Below are 20,168 nucleotides of genomic sequence, written 5' to 3' on the forward strand. Positions count from 1 at the left end.
ATATTCTGCATTTATCAAATCAATTGAGCCCGAGGAAAATAAATGTCAGAAGAAACTATCATCACATTGCCGCAGCTGAACACACCAGCACCAGATTTCACGGCCCCAACAACAGATGGCACGAAATCATTGAGTGATTACAAAGGCCAATGGCTGGTTCTCTTTTCGCATCCAGCGGATTTTACGCCTGTCTGCACAACCGAATTCATTGCTTTTGCGAATGCAGCAGATGATTTTGGCAAGCTCAATACAGCATTGCTTGGCCTGTCTATCGACAGTCATTACTCACACATCGCGTGGATGCGAAACATCGAGGAAAAGTTCGGCGTTCACATCCCCTTCCCGATCATTGCGGACCTTTCAATGGAAGTCGCCAAAGCCTACGGCATGATTCAGCCTGGAGCCTCAGACACCTCTGCTGTTCGCGCAACTTTCATCATTGACCCTGAGGGAATTCTGCGGGCGATGGTTTACTACCCAATGACCAACGGGCGTTCAGTGGTTGAGTTCCTACGCCTGATCAAAGCCTTGCAAACATCTACCGAACACGGTGTCGCAACTCCAGAAAACTGGCAACCTGGTGACAAAGTAATCGTTCCTCCACCAGCAACAGCGGATCTGGCTGAAACACGAAAATCAGCAGGTTATGATTATGTAGACTGGTACTTCTCAACGAAAGAAGTACCTGCTTAATACAAAACCAGAGACGGAGTTCAGGTGATCAATTGCCTGAACTTCTCACACAAAAATCAGAACTACCTCAGAGCAGCCCTTGTAGGCTGTGCGGCTGAATCTCGTAGTATTGCAACTCTTTGGTTGGCAGCACCACGAGTTAAGCCATTTTCTTGCAAGTAGCTCACCAGATGCTGAGCCAATGCGTGCTCACAGCCAATCACGGGAGCCAGTTTGCATCCGGTTGGGGCGCTCTCCATAATTTTGGAGATATCTTCATGCCCGTGCAAGCCACCGCTGGCGAACAGAGGAACAACGATTGCGTCATCGGAAAGTGTCAGGACCGCCTTTTCGACAAAAGGTTCTTCTGAAAGGAATGCCACGCGCAGTTGCTTGTAGCCGTAGCGGTTTTCCAGATGGTCTTTCAGCTGAAGGGCACAAAGCCGCGATTCCGGGCCAACTGTGGAGCCATGAGCAACGATCAGCACTTCCCGGTCGAGTTCCGGCTTTAACAACGTGCTTTTGCTGTTTGGTGCCAGTGTACTTTGAATACTCTGAGACACCAGATCAGGTAGGAAGGGCAATACACCAAGCGGGGGTAACAGCTTGATATACTGCCCGTCTCGGTTCAGATTTTGCCATGCACCTTCTTTCTGTTGTTGCAGGTTTGGGTCCAGCCCCAGTCTGCGAGGCAGGACAGTGTTGCAGAAGTAGCCGTTACTTAGGAGGAGAGGAAGCACAAGCACATGCTCGTGCGGGAGGCCTTCGACTACTTCCTGTAGGGGCGGGGTTCCTTTCATCACCCCACTCACCACATCCAGTTCAGGCAGTAAGAGCGCCAGAGCATTTTTCAGGCGAACATGGCCTGGTGTGTTGTCGGCGCCCTTGCCACCCAGATCTCCATGAGCAGCAAGAACAAGTGCCAGATCGCTAGTGGCTCGTACCAGCGGAGAAGGTGATCTTGTTCCAGACATTGTACTTTCCAGATGGCTTACTCATTGGAATACGCTTCACTTCTTCAAGCGTTTTCGCATCGTAAATGATGATCATGCCGTCATCCTCCCAGATAGAGAGAATGGCGTGGCTACCATCGCGGTCAAACTCGATATGAGCAGCGGTTTTACCCGGCAGCGGTTTCAGCGTCTTTACGATCTCAAGCGTTTCTTTATCGATCACGTACATCTGGTCCTTGTTTGGACCAAAGAACACGTCCGCCCAAGCGTACTTGGAGTTTTCATGAGATCGCATGAAGAATCCCGGACCCGCAGTATCAAGTGTCTTCAAGACGGACCAGTTGGACATATCGATCACAGAAATCTTGCTCTCGCTCAGGTGCGGCGTCACCATCACAGGTTTACCCTGCCACTCCCAGCTGATGCCGGAGCCCAGATGCGGGAAGCCTGGCAGATCGATTTTGGCGATGGTCGCGCCTTCATCCATGTCCACCACAACACCGCTCTTACCGTCGCGAGACGATCCCATCAGGTGCTTGTAGGACTGGTCGAAGAAGAAGTCGTCCATCGGCGCATCAACCTGAATACGGCGCAGAGCGAACAAACCCTCGGAGGTTGGCTTCGTACCATTCTGGCCGTAGTTTTCTGCATCAACATAGGCATCAAACTCAGGCTCTGCCTTAGGATTGGTTGAGACCTCCCAAACCTCAGGTGTATCTTTCATGGCAACAACGAAGCTGTCACGCTCCGGCGCCTGATAAACTGCTGAAACACGTGTGGTTTCGCCACCCAAAGATTCTGCTTCAAAGATCTTTTCAACGGAAAGGTCTTCAGCGGACAGCATCACCAGAGAATGCGGCAGGTAGTTTGCCAGTGCAATGTGCTTGCCATCGCGTGAAAGCGCGATATTGCGGGAGTTGATACCACCGCGCACTTCGCCAACCACTTTCAGCGCCCACATATCATACTTGGTGATCCAGCCGTCACGGGACATGAAGAACACGTAGTGTCCGTCCGGTGTGAACTTTGGACCGCCATGCAGCGCAAACTGGGTTTTGAAGCGTGTGAGCGGTTCAAACGTGTCACCATCCATGACGGTGGCGTAGTGATCACCAGTCTCCACGACCACAAACAGGTTCAGCGGATCGGATTCATAGACTGGCTTTTCAACGGGCTTGTAGTCCTCGTTGAACACGCGGGTCGCGTTGATTTCCTTTTCGCCCCAAACCGGCATCGCACCCAATGGAGTCTTTACCAGGTTCACCAGATCAGCAACCTGCTGATCGTTGAGCTGATCCCCGAAGGCTGGCATCTGCGTGTGGACACGACCATCCTTGATGGTCGACGTCGCAGCACTGACCCGCAGACGTTTCAAGCTTTCCGGAATGAGCGCAGGACCGATACCGCCTAAGCGATCACCGCCATGACACTCTGCACAGAGCTCCTGATAAGTGCCTTTTGTGGCGTCAGAAACGGGGTAGAGTTCCAGCTTTTTACCGCGAGCTTCCGCGGCCCCTGCCAACATGCAGGTTGCCAGCAAAACTCCGGCGAGTTTAGGCATAAACGTGTTTAGCTTCATGACGAGCTCCCCGGAATGGTGTTGTTTCAACGCGTTGGTGGTTTGCATCCACGAGGCCGATCTCTTCATCCGTCAGGTAACAGGATGGATCTTCCGCCCAAGGGTCGCCGGTCAGCTGCAGCGCACGCACGCGCGTGTTGCCATTACAAATGTTGAAGTACTGGCAAGATCCGCAACGGCCTTTGATCTGGCGCGGGGTCTGCTTCAAACCTGCCATGACCGGGTCGGATACATCCTGCCAGATCTCGGAGAACTTGCGTTCTTTCACGTTGCCGATTGTGTAATGCCACCAGAAGCTGTCCGGATGCACCTTACCGGTGTTATCGATGTTGCCGATGTTCACACCAGAGGCATTGCCACCCCAGCGCTCCAGCATATCTTCCAGATAACCAGCTTTTTCCGGCATGTTCTCACGCACCCACTGCAACAGGTAGATGCCATCCGCATCGTTGTTGCCGGTCACGTATTCGTTGGACTTGCCAGCCAGCACATCTTCCCACGCCTTTTCAATCAGGTGTGTCATGGCTTTGCGGGTCACGTTCAGGTGCGCATCTTCACCACGGTTCTTGTTGCCGCGTCCTGCATACACAAGGTGAGACAGGTAGATCTTGTCCACGTTCTCACGGGCGCACAGATCCAGATAGTCATCCAGCGTATCGGCGTTGTCTTCTGTCAGCGTAAAGCGCAGGCCAACCTTCACGTTTTCCTCGCGCAGGTAACGCACTGCCTGCAAAGACAGGTCGAAGGCACCATCCATGCCGCGGAAGTCATCATGCACTTTGCCGATGCCGTCCAGTGAGATGCCGACATAGTCGTAACCAATCTCACCAATCTTGCGCGCCATATCTTTGTCGATAAGCGTGCCGTTGGTGGACAAGGCGGTATAGAAACCAAGCTGCTTGGCGTGGGCCGACAGCTCCAGCATATCCGGGCGCATCAGCGGCTCACCACCAGAGAAGATGATGACCGGGACACGGAAGCCCTTCAGGTCATCAATAACCTCATAGGCCTGCTTGGTTGAAAGCTCGCCGGGAAAATCTACATCGCCTGAGGTTGTATAACAGTGCTTGCACTTCAGATTACAACGGCGGATCAAGTTCCAGATAACAACCGGACCAGCAGGTTTACGCGCTGGTGGAAGTGGATACGGATCCGCTAGAGCTTTGAGATAATGGGTCAGACGAAACACGCGGGCTCTCCCCTCTGCGACGAAGTCTAAGTCCTGTTTTTTTCAGGGTTTTTGTCGAAAACAGGACATCATTTCCATTGCATGATGTCCCTATGAGCGCCTCTATTTCCTTGACTAAAGTCAGACACTCTTCGCGAGTCTTTCCATGCACCATGGCAAAGACATTGTACGGCCATGTGGGTAGCCATCTTGGGCGCTGATAGCAGTGGGACACAAAGTCCAGAGAACCCATCATTTGTCCAATGCGCTCAACGTCCTCATCAACGATATTCCAGACGGACATGCCGTTGGCACGCATGCCAAGGGCGCGATGATTTGGCACAGCCGCAATACGACGAATTGCACCGTTTTCTTTCATGGAAGCGACACGCTCCAACACCAGTTCTTCGCTCACGCCAAGCTGATGGGCAATCTGCGCGTAGGGCTCGGAGACAAGCGGCAAGCCTTCTTGCAGCGCAGACACTAGAGCACGGTCAAATTCTGAAAATTCTTCGATATTATGCGTGCTCATACTGGAACCTTAAACTCAATGAAAAACTCGCGTTCTTTCGGGAACAGCCGGACCGGGATTCCGGTCAGCTCTTCAATGCGTTTCCCGCAACTCTCAATTTCTTCAGGGGTTTCCGTGGCAAGCACGAACCACATGTTCAACTCGTGATCACGCGCATAGTTGTGGGCCACCTCCTCCAACGAGTTCACCTGTTCGGTCACCTCGTCATAGCGCTCTTCCGGCACGGCCATGGCACACAGGCAGAACGCCCCGCCCATTTGAGCAATGTCGAACATAGGCCCGAAACGAGTGAGTATACGCGTCTTAAGCAGCCATTGCAGGCGTTCAAGCAGCAAGTCTTCCGCAATGCTCAGTTCCTCTGCAACCGCTGCATACGGCTTGGAGACAACCGGTAGACCATCTTGCAAGCGGTTGATCAGCTTGCGGTCCAGATCATCCAGATGCACCTTGGCAGGTTCATTGAGGTGGGCAATATCTGTGCTCATGCACTTACTCCAACACTGCGAGACAGGCGGGCACCACGTTGCTTGAAGCACTTGGTGGAAAACAGCACATCGCTGCTCATCACATGCTGCGTGGCCATGGTAGAGAGCCGGTTGATGACCTCCAGCGCCTCTTCACGACTGTTCGCATGGGTCATGGTGTACAAGTTGTATGGCCAAAGCGGCATCTCTCTGTTGCGCTGGTAGCAAAGGCTCACCATCGGGTCAGCAGAGAATGTGGCACCAACGTCATCAATATGCTCATCACGAACATTCCAGACCGTCATCGCATTCGCCTTGTAACCGATGGACCGATGCCGCACGACCACACCGAACCGGCGAATGATGCCAGCATCCTGCAGCACCTTCAGCCGTTCAAGCACAGAGGTTTCCGAGCGACCCAGCTTCAGCGCAATGCGCAGGAACGGGCGGTCCGAGAGCGGAATGCCATCAGACAGCTTTTCCAGCAGGTCGATATCACCCGGTTCCAGCACCGACATGTCGACAGGAGGAAGCACGGGGGTCTTCTTTTCCAGCCGCTGCTCTGTCAAAGAAAACCCCAGATCTAAATGGAAAGCCTTTTCCATCCGAAAAGCATGAACCACCAGATTGGTGTTCTGCTCAATACGGGCGAGCGTGGCCTCTAACGTCGCCCGATCCCGTTCAACAACCACGAACCAGATATTGAGATCATTCTCACGCAGGTAATTATGATTGACCCCCGACTCATCGTTGATGAGCTGGGCTGCTGTTTCCACAAAGTGTGGAGGTGCAGACACGGCAGCCAGACAACTCGCGCTCACTGTATTTGGAGCCAGTACCGCGCCAATGCGCGAAATAACGCCATTTGCGACCAGCCGTTCGTAACTGCTGATCGCGTCTAAAGCGTCCACCCCGGTTTCCCGGGCTATGAGATTGAATGGCTTAGGAACAAGCGGAAAATTATGCTGCCACTTGTCCACCAATACGAGATCAATATCACTCAGCTGTGCGCTCATATCGCAAACTCCCCAATCGCTCGGGCGGCCAGCGCCGCCCTGGGAAAGCCGGGGGCTAAAGCCCCAGCTGGTGTGCACGTGAAGTAAAGAAGATGCCGCTTGGTTTTTCTGCTGGCAGAACTTCTTTCAGGGAGAAATCCGTTGTGTCGTAGACATGAATTTCATTCTTGTCACGAACGGACATCCAGACTTCGTTGCCGCGTGGAGTAAACTCCATATGCAACACGCCCGGTCCCGGTTTCATCGTTTTGATGATCTTGCGTTCCAGAATGTCGATCACCTGAATGGTGTCGTTGTGTGGAGGCGCAAAATTTACCCAGATCTGACGACCATCAGGACGCGCCATGGCAAACACCGGCTGGCCATGCACTTTCACACGATCAACTTCAGTGAAATCACGCTCATCCATGAACAGAACTTCGTGGCGACCAATTGCTGGCAGTGCGTACATGCCATTGGCTTTCGCCCAACCTTCCAGATGCGGCATCTTGTAGACCGGAAGAGGCTCTTCGCCCTTGCCGTATCCATCCATGATGCGCTCAACCGTCAGCGGCTCTTTCCAAAGGTCAACATGGGCAAGACCGTCTTCACCAAACAGACCAACGATGTAGTGGCGGCCATCACCCGTGACCAGCGCGTCGTACGGGAAAACACCAATGTCTTCGAGTTTGGTAATCTCAGGCTTCAGGCTCTTGGAATAGTCCAAAATCCATGTTTGCTCACCATCCCAAAGGGAAAAGGCAAAGCGACGGCCGGGCAGATCTACGAGTCCAATGGTCTTCGACTGATTGCCCACTTCGTCATAGATCGCAGGCACTTCAGAGACCAGCTCCAGAGTTTCTGCATCAAATATATTCACGCCGCCCGGTTTGTAGTTGGCGACTGCGATCAGCTTGCCATCATCAGAGATAGCACCACCGATGGAGTTGCCAGCCTGCATGACGCGGCCGACCAACTTGCCGGTGAGCATATCCACTTTGGACAGGCCACCATCGCGGCCAAACACATAGGCGTAGCGCTCATCTCGCGAGTAAACGACGGAGGCGTGTGAGAGATTGCCCAAACCCTCCACCTGAGCCAGCACAGTACGGTCTGTGCTTTCGACAATCAGGGCTGTTCCTGTGGCTCGTTCGATAATCAGACCCAGATCGCCCGTGGCGCGCAGGTCGTCAGAACTGGCTGCAGAAGCAAATAAAAGACCCGCACCTAAGGCTGCGGCAGCAAAAAACGTCTTCACTTGAATGCTCCTGTTTTAAGACCTTCCGCAATGAAGGCCGCTTCAGTTTCGGTAAGGAAGCCACGCCATGGAGGCATCGCTGTCCCTGGCAGTCCGCCAAGGATCACTTCCTGAATGACATCAGAGTCCATATGCTCCAGATTTTCTGGAAGAATTGGCCCACCAAGACCGCCCTCAAGCGTCAGACCGTGGCAGGACCCGCAGTCCTGTTGCACGAAATCTGTCAGCTTTTCGCGATCGATAATCTTGAGAGCCTCTTCGTCGGCGTGAGCTCCGAATGGCGCTCCAGTCAGCAACGGAAGCGCCAGCAACCCAGCCTTCAGAAAAGAACGCAGCGGGTTTTGCGCACTCCGCTCTGTCTTAGCCATTGATAACCTCCAGATGAGGTCTATCGCCCCATTTTGCCTCACTGCCGGAATAGGATGGCAGCTCCAGAGAGTCTTTCAGACCCACAACATCACCAATCATAAACAGTGTAGGCGCTGGTAGTTTAGCGGCCTTGGCCTGCTCACCGATTGTGGTGAGTGTGCCAAACACTTTCTGCTCTTCGGATGTGGTGCCCTTCGAGATTGCTACAGCAGGCATATCCGCAGGCATGCCGTGTTCCACCAGCTTGGTAGAAATCTCGGCGATGGCTGCAAGGCCCATGTAAATCACAAGGGTAGTGTTAGGGTCCGCAAGGCTGGCCCAATCCAGATCGAGGGGTACATCTTTCTGGCAATGCCCGGTTACGTATCTAAGCCCCGTTGCAAGGCCGCGATGCGTGAGTGGCAGGTTTAGGCTTGAGGCACAGCCTTGCGCAGCTGTGATGCCTGGCACGACTTCATAGTCGACGCCGGCAATGACCAATTCAGCAGCTTCTTCACTGCCGCGGCCAAAAATAAACGGATCCCCACCTTTAAGGCGCACAACATGCTTACCTTCTTTGGCGAGATCAACGAGTAACTGGTTGATTTCTTCCTGAGGGATCGGATGGCTCTTTGGCTTCTTTCCGACAGGATAAAGAGCTGTCTTAGGCGGAACCAGATCCATAATTTCCTGAGAGACCAATCGATCGTAAACAACGACTTCAGCGTTCTGAATGCGTTTCAGAGCTTTCACTGTCAGGAGATCCGGGTCACCCGGTCCTGCGCCAATCAGACTGACCTTACCAATGCCTCTCATAACTCATTCCTCAAATCGAAACTGGCGAAAATAGAGGGGCAATCCGAGCCCCTCTGGTGATCTGGAGTGTTGCCGAACCGATGTCTTTTAAGGTGTTGGAGACATAGACCATGCCCGACGGAGCGATCAGGCGTTCGTCTTTGATGACACTTTCAAACCTGAGAGTGTGGTCATCAAATGCTGCTGGCTTCTTGCGAGCGCTTACAGCTACGGCGCTGATTGCGCATTGCTGCGCGATACTGGCCAAAAAACGGAGAATTGATTTAAACGACACCATAAACTCCAATCGAGACGAACCTTACCGGCATCGTTATGTAAGCTTGCCCTCTCGCTTCTCACATTGACCATCGTCAAGTTATTGTGAGAGCCTCGTGAGTGGTCATAATTTCTATATATTTCAATAGGTTGATGTGTGTAGAAATTTCACAGAATTGCAACCGGATGTGGTGATATCCCAGCTAAATTGACATAGGTCACGCGCAGGCAAAAAATACGTAGACTTCCCACAAAAAATAATCGTTCTAAAAAGGAGAAAGAGATTCCGTTTCAGGTATTTACTTCCTGACAACGGCAAGTTGGCACCCATCCAGAGCTGCACGGAGTGCGCGTTTAGGGAATAAACGTAAAGTCAGATCGGAACCGACCTTTTTACCTAACGGTACCTTAACCCCATTGCCAAGCAAAGATTCCACCACTCTCCCATCCTCAGTAGGTTGAAACCAAAATCAACAAGCACTCGAGTGCTGTCTACGTGAGGAACCGCTACATGAGTGAGGCGAAGCCCTTTTCCTTTCTGAGCCCTATCAAAAACCCGCCAGCTTACGTAATGGATCCTGAAAAGAAGCATCTGGAAGTCACTCTGGATGTTGAATACGACACCAACAATGTTTTCAGCTTTGAGAAGCCTCACAACGTCCCAACATACACCCGGGTCTTCACAAGCGATCTCACCAAAGAAGCAGGCAACACGCTGACCGGTCCGACCATTGAAATCAGACCGGGGTCAAAACTGCAGATCCACACGCACAACAAGTTGCCTGAACAAGACCAAGCCGAGCCGGATGACATCAACTTCCCCTACGGTTTCAATAACTACAACATCCATACCCACGGCTTACATGTGACGCCGGAGTCGCCGGGCGATAACGTCTGCATGACCATTCGTCCCGGCGAAGAATACGACTACGAGTACGACATTCCGGCGGACCACCCACCAGGTGTCTATTGGTATCACCCGCATAAACATGGGTCCGTGGCCCTGCAGGTTGGTAGCGGCATGGCGGGCATGATTATCGTGCGCGGCCCGTTTGATGATCAGCTCAAAGAGATGGGTGTTAAGGAATACTGCATGGTGTTCCAGAACATCGCTGTGAACGCTGAAGGCAAGGTGGAAGACCAGAAGCAGGTCGCCAAGTTCCCTAACAGCGAATACAACATCACGGTCAACAGCCAGTACTGCCCAATCATCAAGGTAAAGCCGGGAGAGCTGATCAATCTCCGCCTGTTGAACGCAACCACACGCTCATCGATCAACTTCGAGTGCCCCTTCTTCGGGCAGATGTTCATCTACGGGTATGATGGCAACCCCACAGACAACTACCGCAGACAGGGGGGCATCAGCCTTGCCCCGGCAAACCGCGCGTCTATCCTGCTGAAAATCAGCGAAGCGGCCACTCCGGGCGCGTTTTATTACGTGCAAAATGACTCGGTCGAGTATCAGTTCATTCCGCACTACAAGTACCACAACAACCCGCCGCTCTTTGCCATTGAAGTGGAGCGCGGCGAAGAGATCGGTGCCGCAATCTACATGCCAAGCGAACCTGCCGAGCGCACCACCCCGCCGCCGTTCCCGGAAAGCTTGCAGAGCGGTCTGCTGGAACCAATCGGCCCAGAGGAAGTAACCAACAAACGCACGCTGACCTTTCAGGCAAACACGCTGGACAATCCCGAGAAATACTATCGAGGGGTGAACGTCACCATTGACCACGGCCAGTTCGGCGGTTGCGAGGTGGTTAATCACTGGGTCCAGCTGGACGCGGTGGAAGAGTGGACGCTGGAGAACGAAAGCGAGTTTCCGCATCCCATCCATATCCATGTGAACCCCATGTATGTCTTTGAAATTCAGGGCGAAGACCCTCTGGATTACACCCTGGAACTCCCGTTCTGGGCAGACACCATTCAGGTTCCGCCTCATGGTCACGTGAAATTCCGCATGCGGTTCAAAGACTTCGTCGGCAAGTATCCGCTCCACTGCCACCTGCTTTACCACGAGGATGGCGGCATGATGCAACACGTGAAAGTCGTCAGAGACTTGAAAGAAAAAGACGACTGGAACAACAACCAGTAACAGCCCAAGGCAACATCAGGTTCACATGACTGAGGTACACGGCATCAGCCCTAACAACGAGCGGAAGCCAAAGCCAATGCGCAGCTTTTCTCTGAGCCACTTTTTGCTTACCAACCCTGTTGGCTATGGGATGATGCTCGTGCTTCAGCTGGTTGTGGTGACGCTGATCACCCGACCGGACACCCTTCATGTATTTGAAGTTGCTTTCATTCTCGCCATATTCTTTACAGGCATGGTAAGCCTGCAAAATGCAGTCATGCCCAGCTATCTCTTCACGTATTTTTGGAGTGGGTTTGTCTATGGCGGGCTTGGCATGATTTTGGGTCACCAGATCGATCTATCCATTGACCAGAACCTGGCCATGCAACAAATGAACAGCCTTACGCTGGCTGCTGTTTATCTAAACTGGATGACGCTCATCATGGTGTTCGCCTGCATCGTGACATGTTTCTTCGCGGACCACTGCAAAGGGCGCCCGAGCTCCAGAAGCGCAAAAATCTTCATACACATCTTCGCCATTTCCATGATGATGTTTGGCGTTTATGTGGGCCACGCACTCAACTTGATGCTGCACAGGAACACGTTTGACCGGTTCTATCTCCAAGTCCTTTCCATGAGCATCTTCTTTACGATCGGTTATTACTGTGCCCTCAAGTGTCACGACTTGTTTCGTGCCAGAGAGAAGGCCTGAGCGGCCTCCTCTCCCTTTGCTTACCCAACCTTCTGCGGAGCCGAATATCGCTTCTCTAGCTGTGCCTGTATCATCTCAAAGACAAAACTGACTGCCCAGTAGATAAGCGCTGCGCTGATCAGCATTTCAAAGTGTTTGAACTCGGAGCGCCCGAGCGTCCGTGCCAGGTACATAAGCTCCATGATGCCCATGGCAGACACCAGCGAGCTGTCTTTCAGCATGGAGATGAAGTTGTTGCCCGTTGGTGGAATGATAATGCGGATTGCCTGAGGCAAAACAACCTTCCACATAATCTGCCAGGGCTGTAGCCCCAGAGCAGCAGCAGCTTCCGACTGCTGCCGTGGAACCGCCTGTATGCCTGCGCGGAAAATCTCCGTCATGTAGGCCCCGTAACTGAGCGACAGAGCCAGTATGCCGGAGGGGATTGCATCCAGCGTAATACCAAGCTGCGGCAATCCCAGGTAAATCAGATAAACCTGCAACAACAACGGCGTACCACGAAAAAACGAGACATAGAACGTTGAAGCCGCATAGGCTGGACCTGAGTTGGACAGACGGGCAAGCGCGCCAACAAATGCCAGCAAACTGGCACAAATGATGGACGCAAACGAGACCAAGAGCGTGTAGAATAGTCCCTTATAAAGCAGGATCGGTAACCGCTCGATGATGAACGGAAACGACAGGTCAAACGAGTAGAAGAACCCCAGAAACAGCGCCAGAAGCTGCGCCCAGTAGATCGGCACTTGCACCTTCATCGGCAGCTTGGAGACGAACACCACATCTGCTGTGATCACAGCAGAAATCGCAAATGCGGCCAGCACGGAAGCAGTATCAGGGGCCACATCAAGGTTCAGAAGGGTCGTCAGGTATTGGCCAACGCTGCTCAGGTCAAATGCCATGAGCAACGCTGCCAGTACCGCGAAGAAAGCCAGGCGCCGGGAGGGCGCATGACTAAACAGGTTTACGAGCAATGTCATAGGACCAGCCGCACTAGTGCGTCGTGGTTACAAGGTCAGCCCCAAACCATTTCTTGGAAAGCTCAACCAATGTGCCGTCAGCCCGCATTTCTTCAATGATTTCGCCAACCTTTTTGGAAAAATCAGGGTCATCACGAGACGTCACAACCGCCAGAGGCTCAAAGAACACCGCCTCTCCCAGAATACGGATCGGATAGTTCGCCTTGATTGCTTCCAGAATGGTTGGGACCGACGTGATGCCAGCATCTAGGCGCTTGCCATCTCCCAGACGCAGATCATCCAGTACGTTGCTATCAGCCTCATAGGTGCGGACTTCACCCGGTGTCACCGCAAACTCAAAAGCAGGCGAATAAGCCGGGTCCAACTTCAACTCGTGCTGAAGATAATACTCAAAGGTGGACCCTGTGCTGGCGCCAATGCGCTTGCCGTTTAGCTCCGAAACTGTTTCATAAGACGCGTCCTTGTGCACGTAAAACGCGGCAGGCGTGTAATAGTAAACCGCTGGAAAATCGAGCACTTTCGCGCGGGCAGGTGTTGGCGTCATGGAACCGATGGACATCTCCCAGCGTCCGCCCCACTTGCCGGATGTAATGGCCTCCCAAGCCGGGTTCAGGAACTCCGCCTTAGCGCCCATGCGTTTGGCGACTTCCTTTGAAACATCAATGTCATAACCTTCAAACACACCATCAGCATTCAGGAACGAAGCTGGCGGATACCCCGAGTTGGTGGCGACACGGATCACCTTACTCTCCATGACGCGGTCCATCACCTCGCCAGAGAATGCAGGTTGAGATAGGGCCAGAAAAGACACGCTGACAACTGAGCCAATACTCGCGATTGATTTAATAATATTCATTCACCCCTCCAAATAATAATATTATCCGGGTGATCCTAGGCAACAGAACCAAGGTAAACAAGAGATTCTCATTTATTCATATATGAATATAACTCAGTTTCACTGAGTGAAATCTATACGTCTAATCTATTTATTCTTCGAACCACCACGTTATTGAAGGAAGAGTGCGATGTCTTGTAATAGTCATCGCACATACATCTTCATCTATCAGTACTGGACAATGCCGCCTTCTGAGATGACATCAAGATCCACTTCATGCCTCTCCATCGCTTGCACCAGTTTCCAGATCGGTTCCAGGAACAACCCAAATGTGGAGTGGTGAATAGGCAGGATGCGTTTCGGTCTCAGACGATCAACCATCTTCACAACATCTGCGGCGTCCATGCTGATTTTCCCCAGAGCGCCCGTCGCGCCTACCCCGCCAACATGCGGCACAAGAACATCAATGGAACCAAGGGCTTGGACTTCGTCCACCACACCATCAACCGGGAAGGTATCGCCAGTCCAATACATAGTCCTGCGATATTCTCCGGCCACGAATTCAAAGAAGTACCCGTTGCCTGGCCCAAGAACTTTCAGGATCTCCGCGTTTTCCGAGTGCTCGGCGGGCACTGCTGTGATGGTGATCTGACCGGACTTGGTCGGAAACACCACCTGCTTGCCCCATGGCAAAGTGGAGATATTAGAAAACCCCTTCTTTGCAAGCACTTGCTTGTCATGTTCTGTCGCAATCATCGGCATATCAGAAGCAATTTTCGCCTGCGCTGCTGCATCAAAATGGTCAGGATGCGAATGGCTGATCAGTGTTGCAGTCACAGCTCCAAGATCAAACGCAGGCAATGTGCCAAAACGTGGTTGCGGTTTGATGTTGGGTCCTTTGGCAAGATCAAACATCTCATTTGGGTTCGGCATCACAATCGCCTGCTCCCCAATGCCAAAGGCGGGATCAGTGAGGAATGTTACCCCATCAAAACTGATCAGCATCGTTGCCCCGCCAAGCCATTGGATTTGCAATGCTTCCTCTGGCATACTGCTCGCTTTTGCATGGGTTTTTGCCTGCGCCAGTACGGGTAAACCAACGGCAGAAACCAACGCTGTTGTTCCGCTTAAACCTAGAAAATTCCGTCTGTTCATGATGTCACCTATCTCCGTAAGAAGCATAGGGCTAGCAAACTCTGATCGGCTGGAGTATTCAGATAATACTGTCATCATTATACGATATAGCTGCACAATGACGAACATCACCCAATTGCAAACCTTCATTGATGTTGCTCGCCTGAACTCCTTCGCAGAGGCTGCAACGTACCAGAATATCCCCCGTTCAACGGTCACGGCTCGCGTGCAAGCGTTGGAGGAACGGCTCGGCGTGCAACTGCTTCACCGCACCACCCGGCGGGTTTCTTTGACGCTGGAGGGTGAACGGTTTTTGCAGCAGTGCGAGCCAGCCTTGGAGGCACTTCTACAAGCTGAAAGCGACCTGTTAGAGAAAGACGAACTCTCTGGAAACATTCGCCTTTCCGTTCCTACAGACTACCCGGTAGAAACGCTGGAAACCCTGCTGAGCAGCTTTAGCGAGCTGCACCCCAAAGTCTCGTTTTACGTTGATATGAGCGATAATCCAGTGGATCTTGTGGCAGATCATTTCGATCTCGCGATCCGCGCACGTCATCCGGGAGAAGAAACTCTGATCACGCAGCGCTACACTTATGACCCTGTCGGTCTGTTCTCTCGCAAACCGCATGAGCTCATCACAGAAGACAACATAAGTTCTTTTGCTCTCAGAGATCCGGGAGGTTTCCTAGCTGAATTCTCGACACGTAAATCAGCCTCTCACACGATCGAGACCAAGAACTTCCGTTTGACCAAACAACTCGCGTTATCAATGGATTGCCTTGCTGTGCTGCCGATCTCGCTTTGTGAGCAAGAGGTAGGGCAAGGCCGTTTGCATTTGTTAAAAACCACTCTGCAAATCCCTCAGGTACCGCTTTACATTGTGACCCCTGCAAGAAAGCACAGACCGAAACGCACGCGTGCTTTTATCCAACACATCGTCGAGAGCGCAAAAGCCCGTCGGTAAGACCAAATGGCTTATGGGCGCAGGCCGAGCATTTCGTTAGTATCCCCGCAGATTTTGAGTGATCGATTGCATTGGACGAGAGAGTATGGCGCAGGAAACCCTTTTAAAAGAACGGCTTGATGGTGTTTTGAGAATTACACTCAACCGCCCGGACAAACTCAATGCTCTCTCACCAGAGATGCGTCAGGACTTGCTGACCGCGCTGAATGAAGCCCACACCAACCCTGAAGTGCGCACGGTTATCCTCACAGGCTCTGGCCGCGCTTTTTGTACCGGACAGGACCTCAACGACATTCTGCCCGACAGCGCTGGAGAGAAGCCTGATCTGGGTGATGTTCTAACCCAGCATTACAGCCCGATTATTCATGCGATCCGCCAGATGGAAAAGCCAGTTTTGTGTGCTGTGAACGGTGTTGCCACAGGTGCTGGCGCAGGTCTCGCCTTTGCCTGCGACATGGTTTTCGCAGCTAAGAGCGCAAAATTCATACATGCTTTCAGCAAGTTAGGCCTTGTACCCGGAGCTGGCGCCTCCTTCCACTTGCCGCGGATGGTGGGCGAGGTGCGGGCGAAAGGGCTGATGCTGACAGGCATGCCGCTGACAGCAGACCGCGCAGCGGATTGGGGCCTGATCTGGGAAGCCATTGAAGATGACCTACTTCAGGGCGAGGTACTAGATATTGCAACTAAACTTGCAAAAGGCCCAACATCGGCTTATGCCATGACCAAGCACCTCATTCATGCATCAGCTGATAGCACGTTGGAAGACCAGCTTGTGCGGGAAGCGGAGATGCAGCGAAGGGCTGGAAATTCGGAGAACCATGCCGAAGGCCTGAACGCGTTTCTTGAAAAGCGCTCACCTATTTTCAAATAGCGCTCGCTTCCCTCTCGGATGGTTGCGGCGCGTCCCAAAACCATAATTGAGGAGAAATCTATGAGTATCATTGCGCTCGATCACGTCCAGATGACCATGCCAGTGGATGAGGAAGAAGCAGCTCGGGCCTTCTTCATTGGACTGCTCGGTTTCACCGAAGTTGAAAAGCCTGTGTCTTTGCAAGGCCGTGGCGGGGCCTGGTTCACCGCTGGCAGCGTTAATCTGCATGTTGGCGCGGAAGAACCATTCAGCCCAAACAAGAAAGCCCATCCTGCCTTTCTGCTTGATAACCTTCAGGAAACCGTCGACCGCCTTGCCGCTGCAGGCGCTGTTTTGAAAGATGATAAGCCTTTGCCGGGCTACATCAGAAAGTTCACAGAAGACCCGTTTGGCAACCGCATAGAGCTGATGCAGAAGGTAGCCTGACTTGCTGGTGCTACTGGCTGAAATAGCATTCAAATTTCAGCTTTAGACATTGATAAATAAACGGAAAATCTTCGAGTTTTCGAAAACCTCACGATATCCTGTGTGTGTTAGAGGATGAGTTAATCAAGCAAGCTCACCTCGACACAGGAGCCACCGCAAATGACTATTCTCAGTTTGCAGCACTTCAACCTTCCAATCGCCCCTGACGGGGATAAGCTCGCGCGTGAGTTTTATGTAGACTTGCTGGGCTTTGAAGAGATTGAGCGACCTGAGAGCATACGGCACCGTTCAGGTGGTTGGTTTTCCGTGGGTTCTGTCAATTTGCACCTGACCGTGCAAGACCCGTTCGTCGCCAACAAGGTGGGGCATCCGGCTTTCGTGGTGGATGATATCATCAAACTCACACAGCACCTGCGGGATGCGGGCTATGAGGTTTCAGAGGACCCGACCTTCATTGGCTTCCTGAGAAGAACCACCTATGACCCCTTCGGCAACCGCGTTGAACTGATGCAGCCCGAAGACATGGTGCAGCCCGAAGACATGGTGCAGCACAAGCTATAGCTTTTTCAGCTCCTGAAGCAGTGCGTTGGTAAGGCCAAGCAGCTTGCCCTCCGGCAGAATATCATCGTGGTTCCACGTCAGCGCGACTTGCCAGTGTGTTCCATTCAAACCTATGAGATCATAAGTAAAATTCAGAACACCGATCTCGCTGCCAGCCTTGAATGCAATGCGTTGCCAATCCGTCTTTTCCGCGAGGCCAGGGTTGAATTGCATCGCCTTGTCATCAGCAATTTCGCCAATCACATCACAAAGTTCTTCTGCGCTTGCATACCATTCCACTCCGGTGAGGTATGGGTCTGCCACATCTTCAATCGCCGGTAGCGGACGTTCCTCGATTTTCTCCAGAATTTTCCGCCGCTTAGCAACATCCGCCTGACCGTATTTATCAGCAAGAGCACGATCCGCCTTGAGTTGATAGAACTGGCGAGATGTTAGAAATGGCGCCCGTTCTTCGCGTGTTTCCAGTGCCTTAGTGCCGATGAGGTTAAGAACAACATCCGCAGCTGAGTTATCAGAGGCTGCCATCATGTGCTGCGCGAGCACCTGTAAGGTCACCAGCCCTCCACTCATTTTGGCGTAAAGGCTGCTAACTGGATGAGATTCCAGATCTTTCTCAAGCCGAACCTTCTGGTTCCACTTCAGTTCGCCGCTCTTTACGCGTCGCACCAGTTCCTGCATCACAAACAGCTTGTAAGCCGGACCAATCGCCAGTGGCTGATCTGCATTTTTGCTGAAAATTTCTACGCCATCTTTGCGAATGAGGAGGCTGGAGGTTCCGACAATCTCTTGCATCAAAGACAAGCACTCATCAAGATCTTCAACCTGATATAGCGCAGGCCTTATGAATAAGCCTTTGATTTTGCCAGACCTTTCCCGCTCCAACAGCACGACGATCTTAAAGTGCGTTGTTTTGACGAGAAATGCGTTTTTTTGCGTTTCTTTGCTGATTTCTTGCGCTGCTCCGTAAGCGGCGAGCGCATCTTCCAAAGACCGCTTCAGCCCCTGCTCTCCGACCAGCGAAAGGAAGCCAGCCGTGAACATGGACAGGTCTTCTCCATTGCCATTCCAGAGCTGAAAGAGGAGATCCATGTCAGACGTGTTGCGCAAGGCAATCATCTCAGGCGTGATCCGTTTGGCGGGGGAGAGGTTCTCCAGCGCATCCTTTATGCTCAGGATAGGGTCAAGAAACATCTCTTTCAGGGTGCGCATTTCAAATCGCCTCAGGTCAGCCAGCTGGGAATCGTCCCTCTTCTCTTAAAGAGAGCGCATGAGATTGGCAAAGCCTGTCTTCTTTCTTTAGCAAAAAGCCACAGTTGGGCAACCTGAGAGGCGGATACTTAGTCGCCTCAGAACAAATCATACCTCGCTCTATAACCAAGCAGATCTGCCAGAATAAACCGGGCTCGGAAGCTGTTAGGTTTGGCCCGCATGCCCTTTCGCAGATTCCCGAGCATTCCAAGAGGTTGGTATTGTGGAGATCAGTGTCGTTCTTCCGGTTCACAATTGCGGCAAATATCTGCTGCCCGCATTGCAGAGCCTAAAGTACCAGAGCTTCCCTCATTTCGAAGTGCTGATGATCAATGACCACTCCTCTGATGGATCAGAGGACGTGTGTGCAGACATTGCCACTGTCGATGACCGGTTCAAGCTGCTGCATTCCCCTCATTTCGGAATGGCTGGCGCCCTGAATTTTGGCATCACACAGGCCAGTGGAGTTTATATAGCCCGTATGGATGGCGATGATCTGTGCAGACCAGAGCGGTTTGCCAAGCAGATTGAGTTTTTGAAAGAAAACCCCGACATCTCATTCCTTGGCACCTTTGCCGACCACATCAACGACCATGATAAAGTCACAGGATCCTTTGAGTTCCCCGAGGATGATTTCGAGATCAAAGCGCAATTGGATCGCGGCCAGAACACTTTCGTGCACCCATCCATGATGATGCGTCGCCGTGCGCTTGTGGAGCTTGGAGGCTATCGCGAGATCTTCAGCATCTGTCAGGACTATGACCTCTGGTTAAGGGCACAGGACAGATACTCCTTTGCCAACCTGCCAGAACGGCTTGTTGCCTATCGCGGTTTTCCGGACAAGCGTGATCTGACCAACAGATTCTGGAAGCATTTTTACATCACACGCCTTGCAGAGATCAGCGTGCAGCAACGCCGCGCCGGGCATCGTGACCCGGTGGACCAGATGGTAGATGAATTTGATCTGGAAGCCATAGATGAACGCCTTGTTCGCGAGCGCCTCATCTCCGCAAGGCAAGACTATTACTGTAACAAAAAGGCCTTCGTGGATCGTAAGCCATTGAACTCCATGGATATCGATCAGGTTAAAGCCTTCCTGCTCAACAACAAGGAAAAGTTCAACAAAAAAGCCCTGGGCCATGCCTTCGGGCTTCTGTTTGATCAGGCCATGCGGATTGAAGACACCGAGAGCGCAGAGATTCTCTACAAACTCCAACACGAAATCTCAAAGAGCAGGCACCTCAAGTCCCTGCTCTCCAAACCCAACAAATTCGTCAAATATGCATTAAGGAAGCGACTGGAGGAAGAGGCGTAGTAAGTTACGCCTCT

Annotated in this window: 22 protein-coding genes; 8 read left to right on the forward strand and 14 right to left on the reverse strand. The window is 52.3% G+C overall.

Translation table 11 applies throughout. From position 1 onward, the window contains the following. Positions 1–42 precede the first annotated feature (42 nt). On the forward strand, positions 43–693 hold the full coding sequence (locus BM231_RS22770; RefSeq protein WP_093523156.1) for a peroxiredoxin: 651 nt from the start codon (positions 43–45) through the stop codon (positions 691–693). A 62-nt stretch (positions 694–755) separates the two neighbouring features. Here BM231_RS22770 and BM231_RS22775 read toward each other — a convergent pair whose 3' ends face one another. The 10 genes from BM231_RS22775 to BM231_RS22815 are packed head-to-tail and all read right to left on the reverse strand — an operon-like array spanning position 756 to position 9,059. After that, a complete protein-coding gene (locus BM231_RS22775) occupies positions 756–1,646 on the reverse strand; it encodes a CbiX/SirB N-terminal domain-containing protein (protein ID WP_208860589.1) in 891 nt (296 codons plus the stop codon). Next, positions 1,603–3,204 carry a nitrite reductase gene (locus BM231_RS22780; protein ID WP_244527208.1) on the reverse strand — a complete coding sequence of 534 codons (1,602 nt, stop codon included), beginning with the start codon at positions 3,202–3,204 and terminating at the stop codon, positions 1,603–1,605. Before BM231_RS22780 ends, BM231_RS22775 begins: the two co-directional genes overlap by 44 nt. Continuing rightward, complete coding sequence (nirJ, locus tag BM231_RS22785) at positions 3,179–4,393, reverse strand: heme d1 biosynthesis radical SAM protein NirJ (RefSeq protein ID WP_093523160.1); 1,215 nt, start codon at positions 4,391–4,393, stop codon at positions 3,179–3,181. The genes BM231_RS22780 and nirJ overlap by 26 nt, the downstream gene beginning before the upstream one ends. Continuing rightward, positions 4,329–4,904: a siroheme decarboxylase subunit beta gene (gene ahbB / locus BM231_RS26985; RefSeq protein ID WP_159437989.1), complete on the reverse strand. Its 576-nt coding sequence runs from the start codon at positions 4,902–4,904 to the stop codon at positions 4,329–4,331. Before ahbB (BM231_RS26985) ends, nirJ begins: the two co-directional genes overlap by 65 nt. Then, positions 4,901–5,389: an Lrp/AsnC family transcriptional regulator gene (locus BM231_RS26990; RefSeq protein WP_159437990.1), complete on the reverse strand. Its 489-nt coding sequence runs from the start codon at positions 5,387–5,389 to the stop codon at positions 4,901–4,903. Before BM231_RS26990 ends, ahbB (BM231_RS26985) begins: the two co-directional genes overlap by 4 nt. Then, on the reverse strand, positions 5,386–6,384 hold the full coding sequence (gene ahbB, locus BM231_RS22795) for a siroheme decarboxylase subunit beta (RefSeq protein ID WP_093523162.1): 999 nt from the start codon (positions 6,382–6,384) through the stop codon (positions 5,386–5,388). Before ahbB (BM231_RS22795) ends, BM231_RS26990 begins: the two co-directional genes overlap by 4 nt. Before the next feature lie 55 nt (positions 6,385–6,439). Then, positions 6,440–7,621, reverse strand: coding sequence for a cytochrome D1 domain-containing protein (locus tag BM231_RS22800; protein WP_093523164.1), 1,182 nt, complete (start codon positions 7,619–7,621; stop codon positions 6,440–6,442). Continuing rightward, positions 7,618–7,989: a c-type cytochrome gene (locus tag BM231_RS22805; protein WP_093523166.1), complete on the reverse strand. Its 372-nt coding sequence runs from the start codon at positions 7,987–7,989 to the stop codon at positions 7,618–7,620. Before BM231_RS22805 ends, BM231_RS22800 begins: the two co-directional genes overlap by 4 nt. Then, positions 7,982–8,785, reverse strand: a complete 804-nt coding sequence (gene cobA, locus BM231_RS22810) for a uroporphyrinogen-III C-methyltransferase (RefSeq protein WP_093523177.1) — start codon at positions 8,783–8,785, stop codon at positions 7,982–7,984. Before cobA ends, BM231_RS22805 begins: the two co-directional genes overlap by 8 nt. A gap of 10 nt (positions 8,786–8,795) precedes the next feature. Further along, positions 8,796–9,059, reverse strand: coding sequence for a hypothetical protein (locus BM231_RS22815; protein ID WP_139226395.1), 264 nt, complete (start codon positions 9,057–9,059; stop codon positions 8,796–8,798). A gap of 492 nt (positions 9,060–9,551) precedes the next feature. Here BM231_RS22815 and BM231_RS22820 point away from each other — a divergent pair, with 492 nt between their 5' ends. Continuing rightward, entirely contained in the window at positions 9,552–11,132 is a 1,581-nt protein-coding gene (locus tag BM231_RS22820) for a multicopper oxidase family protein (RefSeq protein ID WP_093523179.1), read from the forward strand. Between the two features lie 25 nt (positions 11,133–11,157). Then, positions 11,158–11,823 (forward strand): hypothetical protein, encoded by a 666-nt coding sequence (locus BM231_RS22825; protein WP_093523180.1) that lies wholly within the window; start codon positions 11,158–11,160, stop codon positions 11,821–11,823. Positions 11,824–11,843: 20 nt separating this feature from the next. Here BM231_RS22825 and BM231_RS22830 read toward each other — a convergent pair whose 3' ends face one another. The 3 genes from BM231_RS22830 to BM231_RS22840 all read right to left on the reverse strand — a co-directional run bounded on the left by BM231_RS22830 (position 11,844) and on the right by BM231_RS22840 (position 14,790). Next, positions 11,844–12,800 (reverse strand): amino acid ABC transporter permease, encoded by a 957-nt coding sequence (locus BM231_RS22830; protein WP_093523181.1) that lies wholly within the window; start codon positions 12,798–12,800, stop codon positions 11,844–11,846. A gap of 13 nt (positions 12,801–12,813) precedes the next feature. Then, positions 12,814–13,656: a transporter substrate-binding domain-containing protein gene (locus BM231_RS22835; RefSeq protein WP_093523182.1), complete on the reverse strand. Its 843-nt coding sequence runs from the start codon at positions 13,654–13,656 to the stop codon at positions 12,814–12,816. Positions 13,657–13,863: 207 nt separating this feature from the next. After that, positions 13,864–14,790 carry an MBL fold metallo-hydrolase gene (locus tag BM231_RS22840; protein ID WP_208860590.1) on the reverse strand — a complete coding sequence of 309 codons (927 nt, stop codon included), beginning with the start codon at positions 14,788–14,790 and terminating at the stop codon, positions 13,864–13,866. 97 nt (positions 14,791–14,887) lie between these two features. On the opposite strand from BM231_RS22840, the gene BM231_RS22845 reads away from it, so the two are divergent. The 4 genes from BM231_RS22845 to BM231_RS22860 all read left to right on the forward strand — a co-directional run bounded on the left by BM231_RS22845 (position 14,888) and on the right by BM231_RS22860 (position 17,591). Further along, a complete protein-coding gene (locus tag BM231_RS22845) occupies positions 14,888–15,733 on the forward strand; it encodes a LysR family transcriptional regulator (RefSeq protein WP_159437991.1) in 846 nt (281 codons plus the stop codon). Positions 15,734–15,818: 85 nt separating this feature from the next. Then, the gene (locus BM231_RS22850; RefSeq protein ID WP_093523194.1) at positions 15,819–16,604 is read left to right on the forward strand and encodes an enoyl-CoA hydratase-related protein; all 786 of its coding nucleotides are present in this window, start codon (positions 15,819–15,821) and stop codon (positions 16,602–16,604) included. A 60-nt stretch (positions 16,605–16,664) separates the two neighbouring features. Further along, positions 16,665–17,030 carry a VOC family protein gene (locus BM231_RS22855; protein WP_093523196.1) on the forward strand — a complete coding sequence of 122 codons (366 nt, stop codon included), beginning with the start codon at positions 16,665–16,667 and terminating at the stop codon, positions 17,028–17,030. Positions 17,031–17,189: 159 nt separating this feature from the next. After that, entirely contained in the window at positions 17,190–17,591 is a 402-nt protein-coding gene (locus BM231_RS22860) for a VOC family protein (RefSeq protein ID WP_093523198.1), read from the forward strand. Here BM231_RS22860 and BM231_RS22865 read toward each other — a convergent pair. Continuing rightward, a complete protein-coding gene (locus BM231_RS22865; protein ID WP_093523200.1) occupies positions 17,586–18,800 on the reverse strand; it encodes a serine hydrolase in 1,215 nt (404 codons plus the stop codon). The two genes, BM231_RS22860 and BM231_RS22865, sit on opposite strands and share 6 nt — an antisense overlap. Before the next feature lie 262 nt (positions 18,801–19,062). Here BM231_RS22865 and BM231_RS22870 point away from each other — a divergent pair, with 262 nt between their 5' ends. Beyond that, positions 19,063–20,154, forward strand: a complete 1,092-nt coding sequence (locus BM231_RS22870; protein ID WP_093523202.1) for a glycosyltransferase family 2 protein — start codon at positions 19,063–19,065, stop codon at positions 20,152–20,154. The last annotated feature ends 14 nt before the right edge of the window (positions 20,155–20,168 follow it).

Origin of the sequence: Pseudovibrio ascidiaceicola (assembly GCF_900114245.1) — a bacterium.
In the GTDB taxonomy this organism is placed as follows: Bacteria; Pseudomonadota; Alphaproteobacteria; order Rhizobiales; family Stappiaceae; genus Pseudovibrio; species Pseudovibrio ascidiaceicola.

Coding starts and splice junctions, on each gene's coding strand:
- BM231_RS22855 (WP_093523196.1), top strand. CDS start 16,665: ATGAGTATCATTGCGCTCGATCACGTCCAGATGACCATGCCAGTGGAT.
- BM231_RS22845 (WP_159437991.1), top strand. CDS start 14,888: ATGACGAACATCACCCAATTGCAAACCTTCATTGATGTTGCTCGCCTG.
- BM231_RS22775 (WP_208860589.1), bottom strand. CDS start 1,646: ATGTCTGGAACAAGATCACCTTCTCCGCTGGTACGAGCCACTAGCGAT.
- BM231_RS22825 (WP_093523180.1), top strand. CDS start 11,158: ATGACTGAGGTACACGGCATCAGCCCTAACAACGAGCGGAAGCCAAAG.
- BM231_RS22805 (WP_093523166.1), bottom strand. CDS start 7,989: ATGGCTAAGACAGAGCGGAGTGCGCAAAACCCGCTGCGTTCTTTTCTG.
- BM231_RS22840 (WP_208860590.1), bottom strand. CDS start 14,790: ATGAACAGACGGAATTTTCTAGGTTTAAGCGGAACAACAGCGTTGGTT.
- BM231_RS22835 (WP_093523182.1), bottom strand. CDS start 13,656: ATGAATATTATTAAATCAATCGCGAGTATTGGCTCAGTTGTCAGCGTG.
- BM231_RS26990 (WP_159437990.1), bottom strand. CDS start 5,389: ATGAGCACAGATATTGCCCACCTCAATGAACCTGCCAAGGTGCATCTG.
- BM231_RS22820 (WP_093523179.1), top strand. CDS start 9,552: ATGAGTGAGGCGAAGCCCTTTTCCTTTCTGAGCCCTATCAAAAACCCG.
- ahbB (WP_159437989.1), bottom strand. CDS start 4,904: ATGAGCACGCATAATATCGAAGAATTTTCAGAATTTGACCGTGCTCTA.
- BM231_RS22860 (WP_093523198.1), top strand. CDS start 17,190: ATGACTATTCTCAGTTTGCAGCACTTCAACCTTCCAATCGCCCCTGAC.
- BM231_RS22780 (WP_244527208.1), bottom strand. CDS start 3,204: ATGAAGCTAAACACGTTTATGCCTAAACTCGCCGGAGTTTTGCTGGCA.
- BM231_RS22770 (WP_093523156.1), top strand. CDS start 43: ATGTCAGAAGAAACTATCATCACATTGCCGCAGCTGAACACACCAGCA.
- BM231_RS22865 (WP_093523200.1), bottom strand. CDS start 18,800: ATGCGCACCCTGAAAGAGATGTTTCTTGACCCTATCCTGAGCATAAAG.
- BM231_RS22850 (WP_093523194.1), top strand. CDS start 15,819: ATGGCGCAGGAAACCCTTTTAAAAGAACGGCTTGATGGTGTTTTGAGA.
- cobA (WP_093523177.1), bottom strand. CDS start 8,785: ATGAGAGGCATTGGTAAGGTCAGTCTGATTGGCGCAGGACCGGGTGAC.
- BM231_RS22830 (WP_093523181.1), bottom strand. CDS start 12,800: ATGACATTGCTCGTAAACCTGTTTAGTCATGCGCCCTCCCGGCGCCTG.
- ahbB (WP_093523162.1), bottom strand. CDS start 6,384: ATGAGCGCACAGCTGAGTGATATTGATCTCGTATTGGTGGACAAGTGG.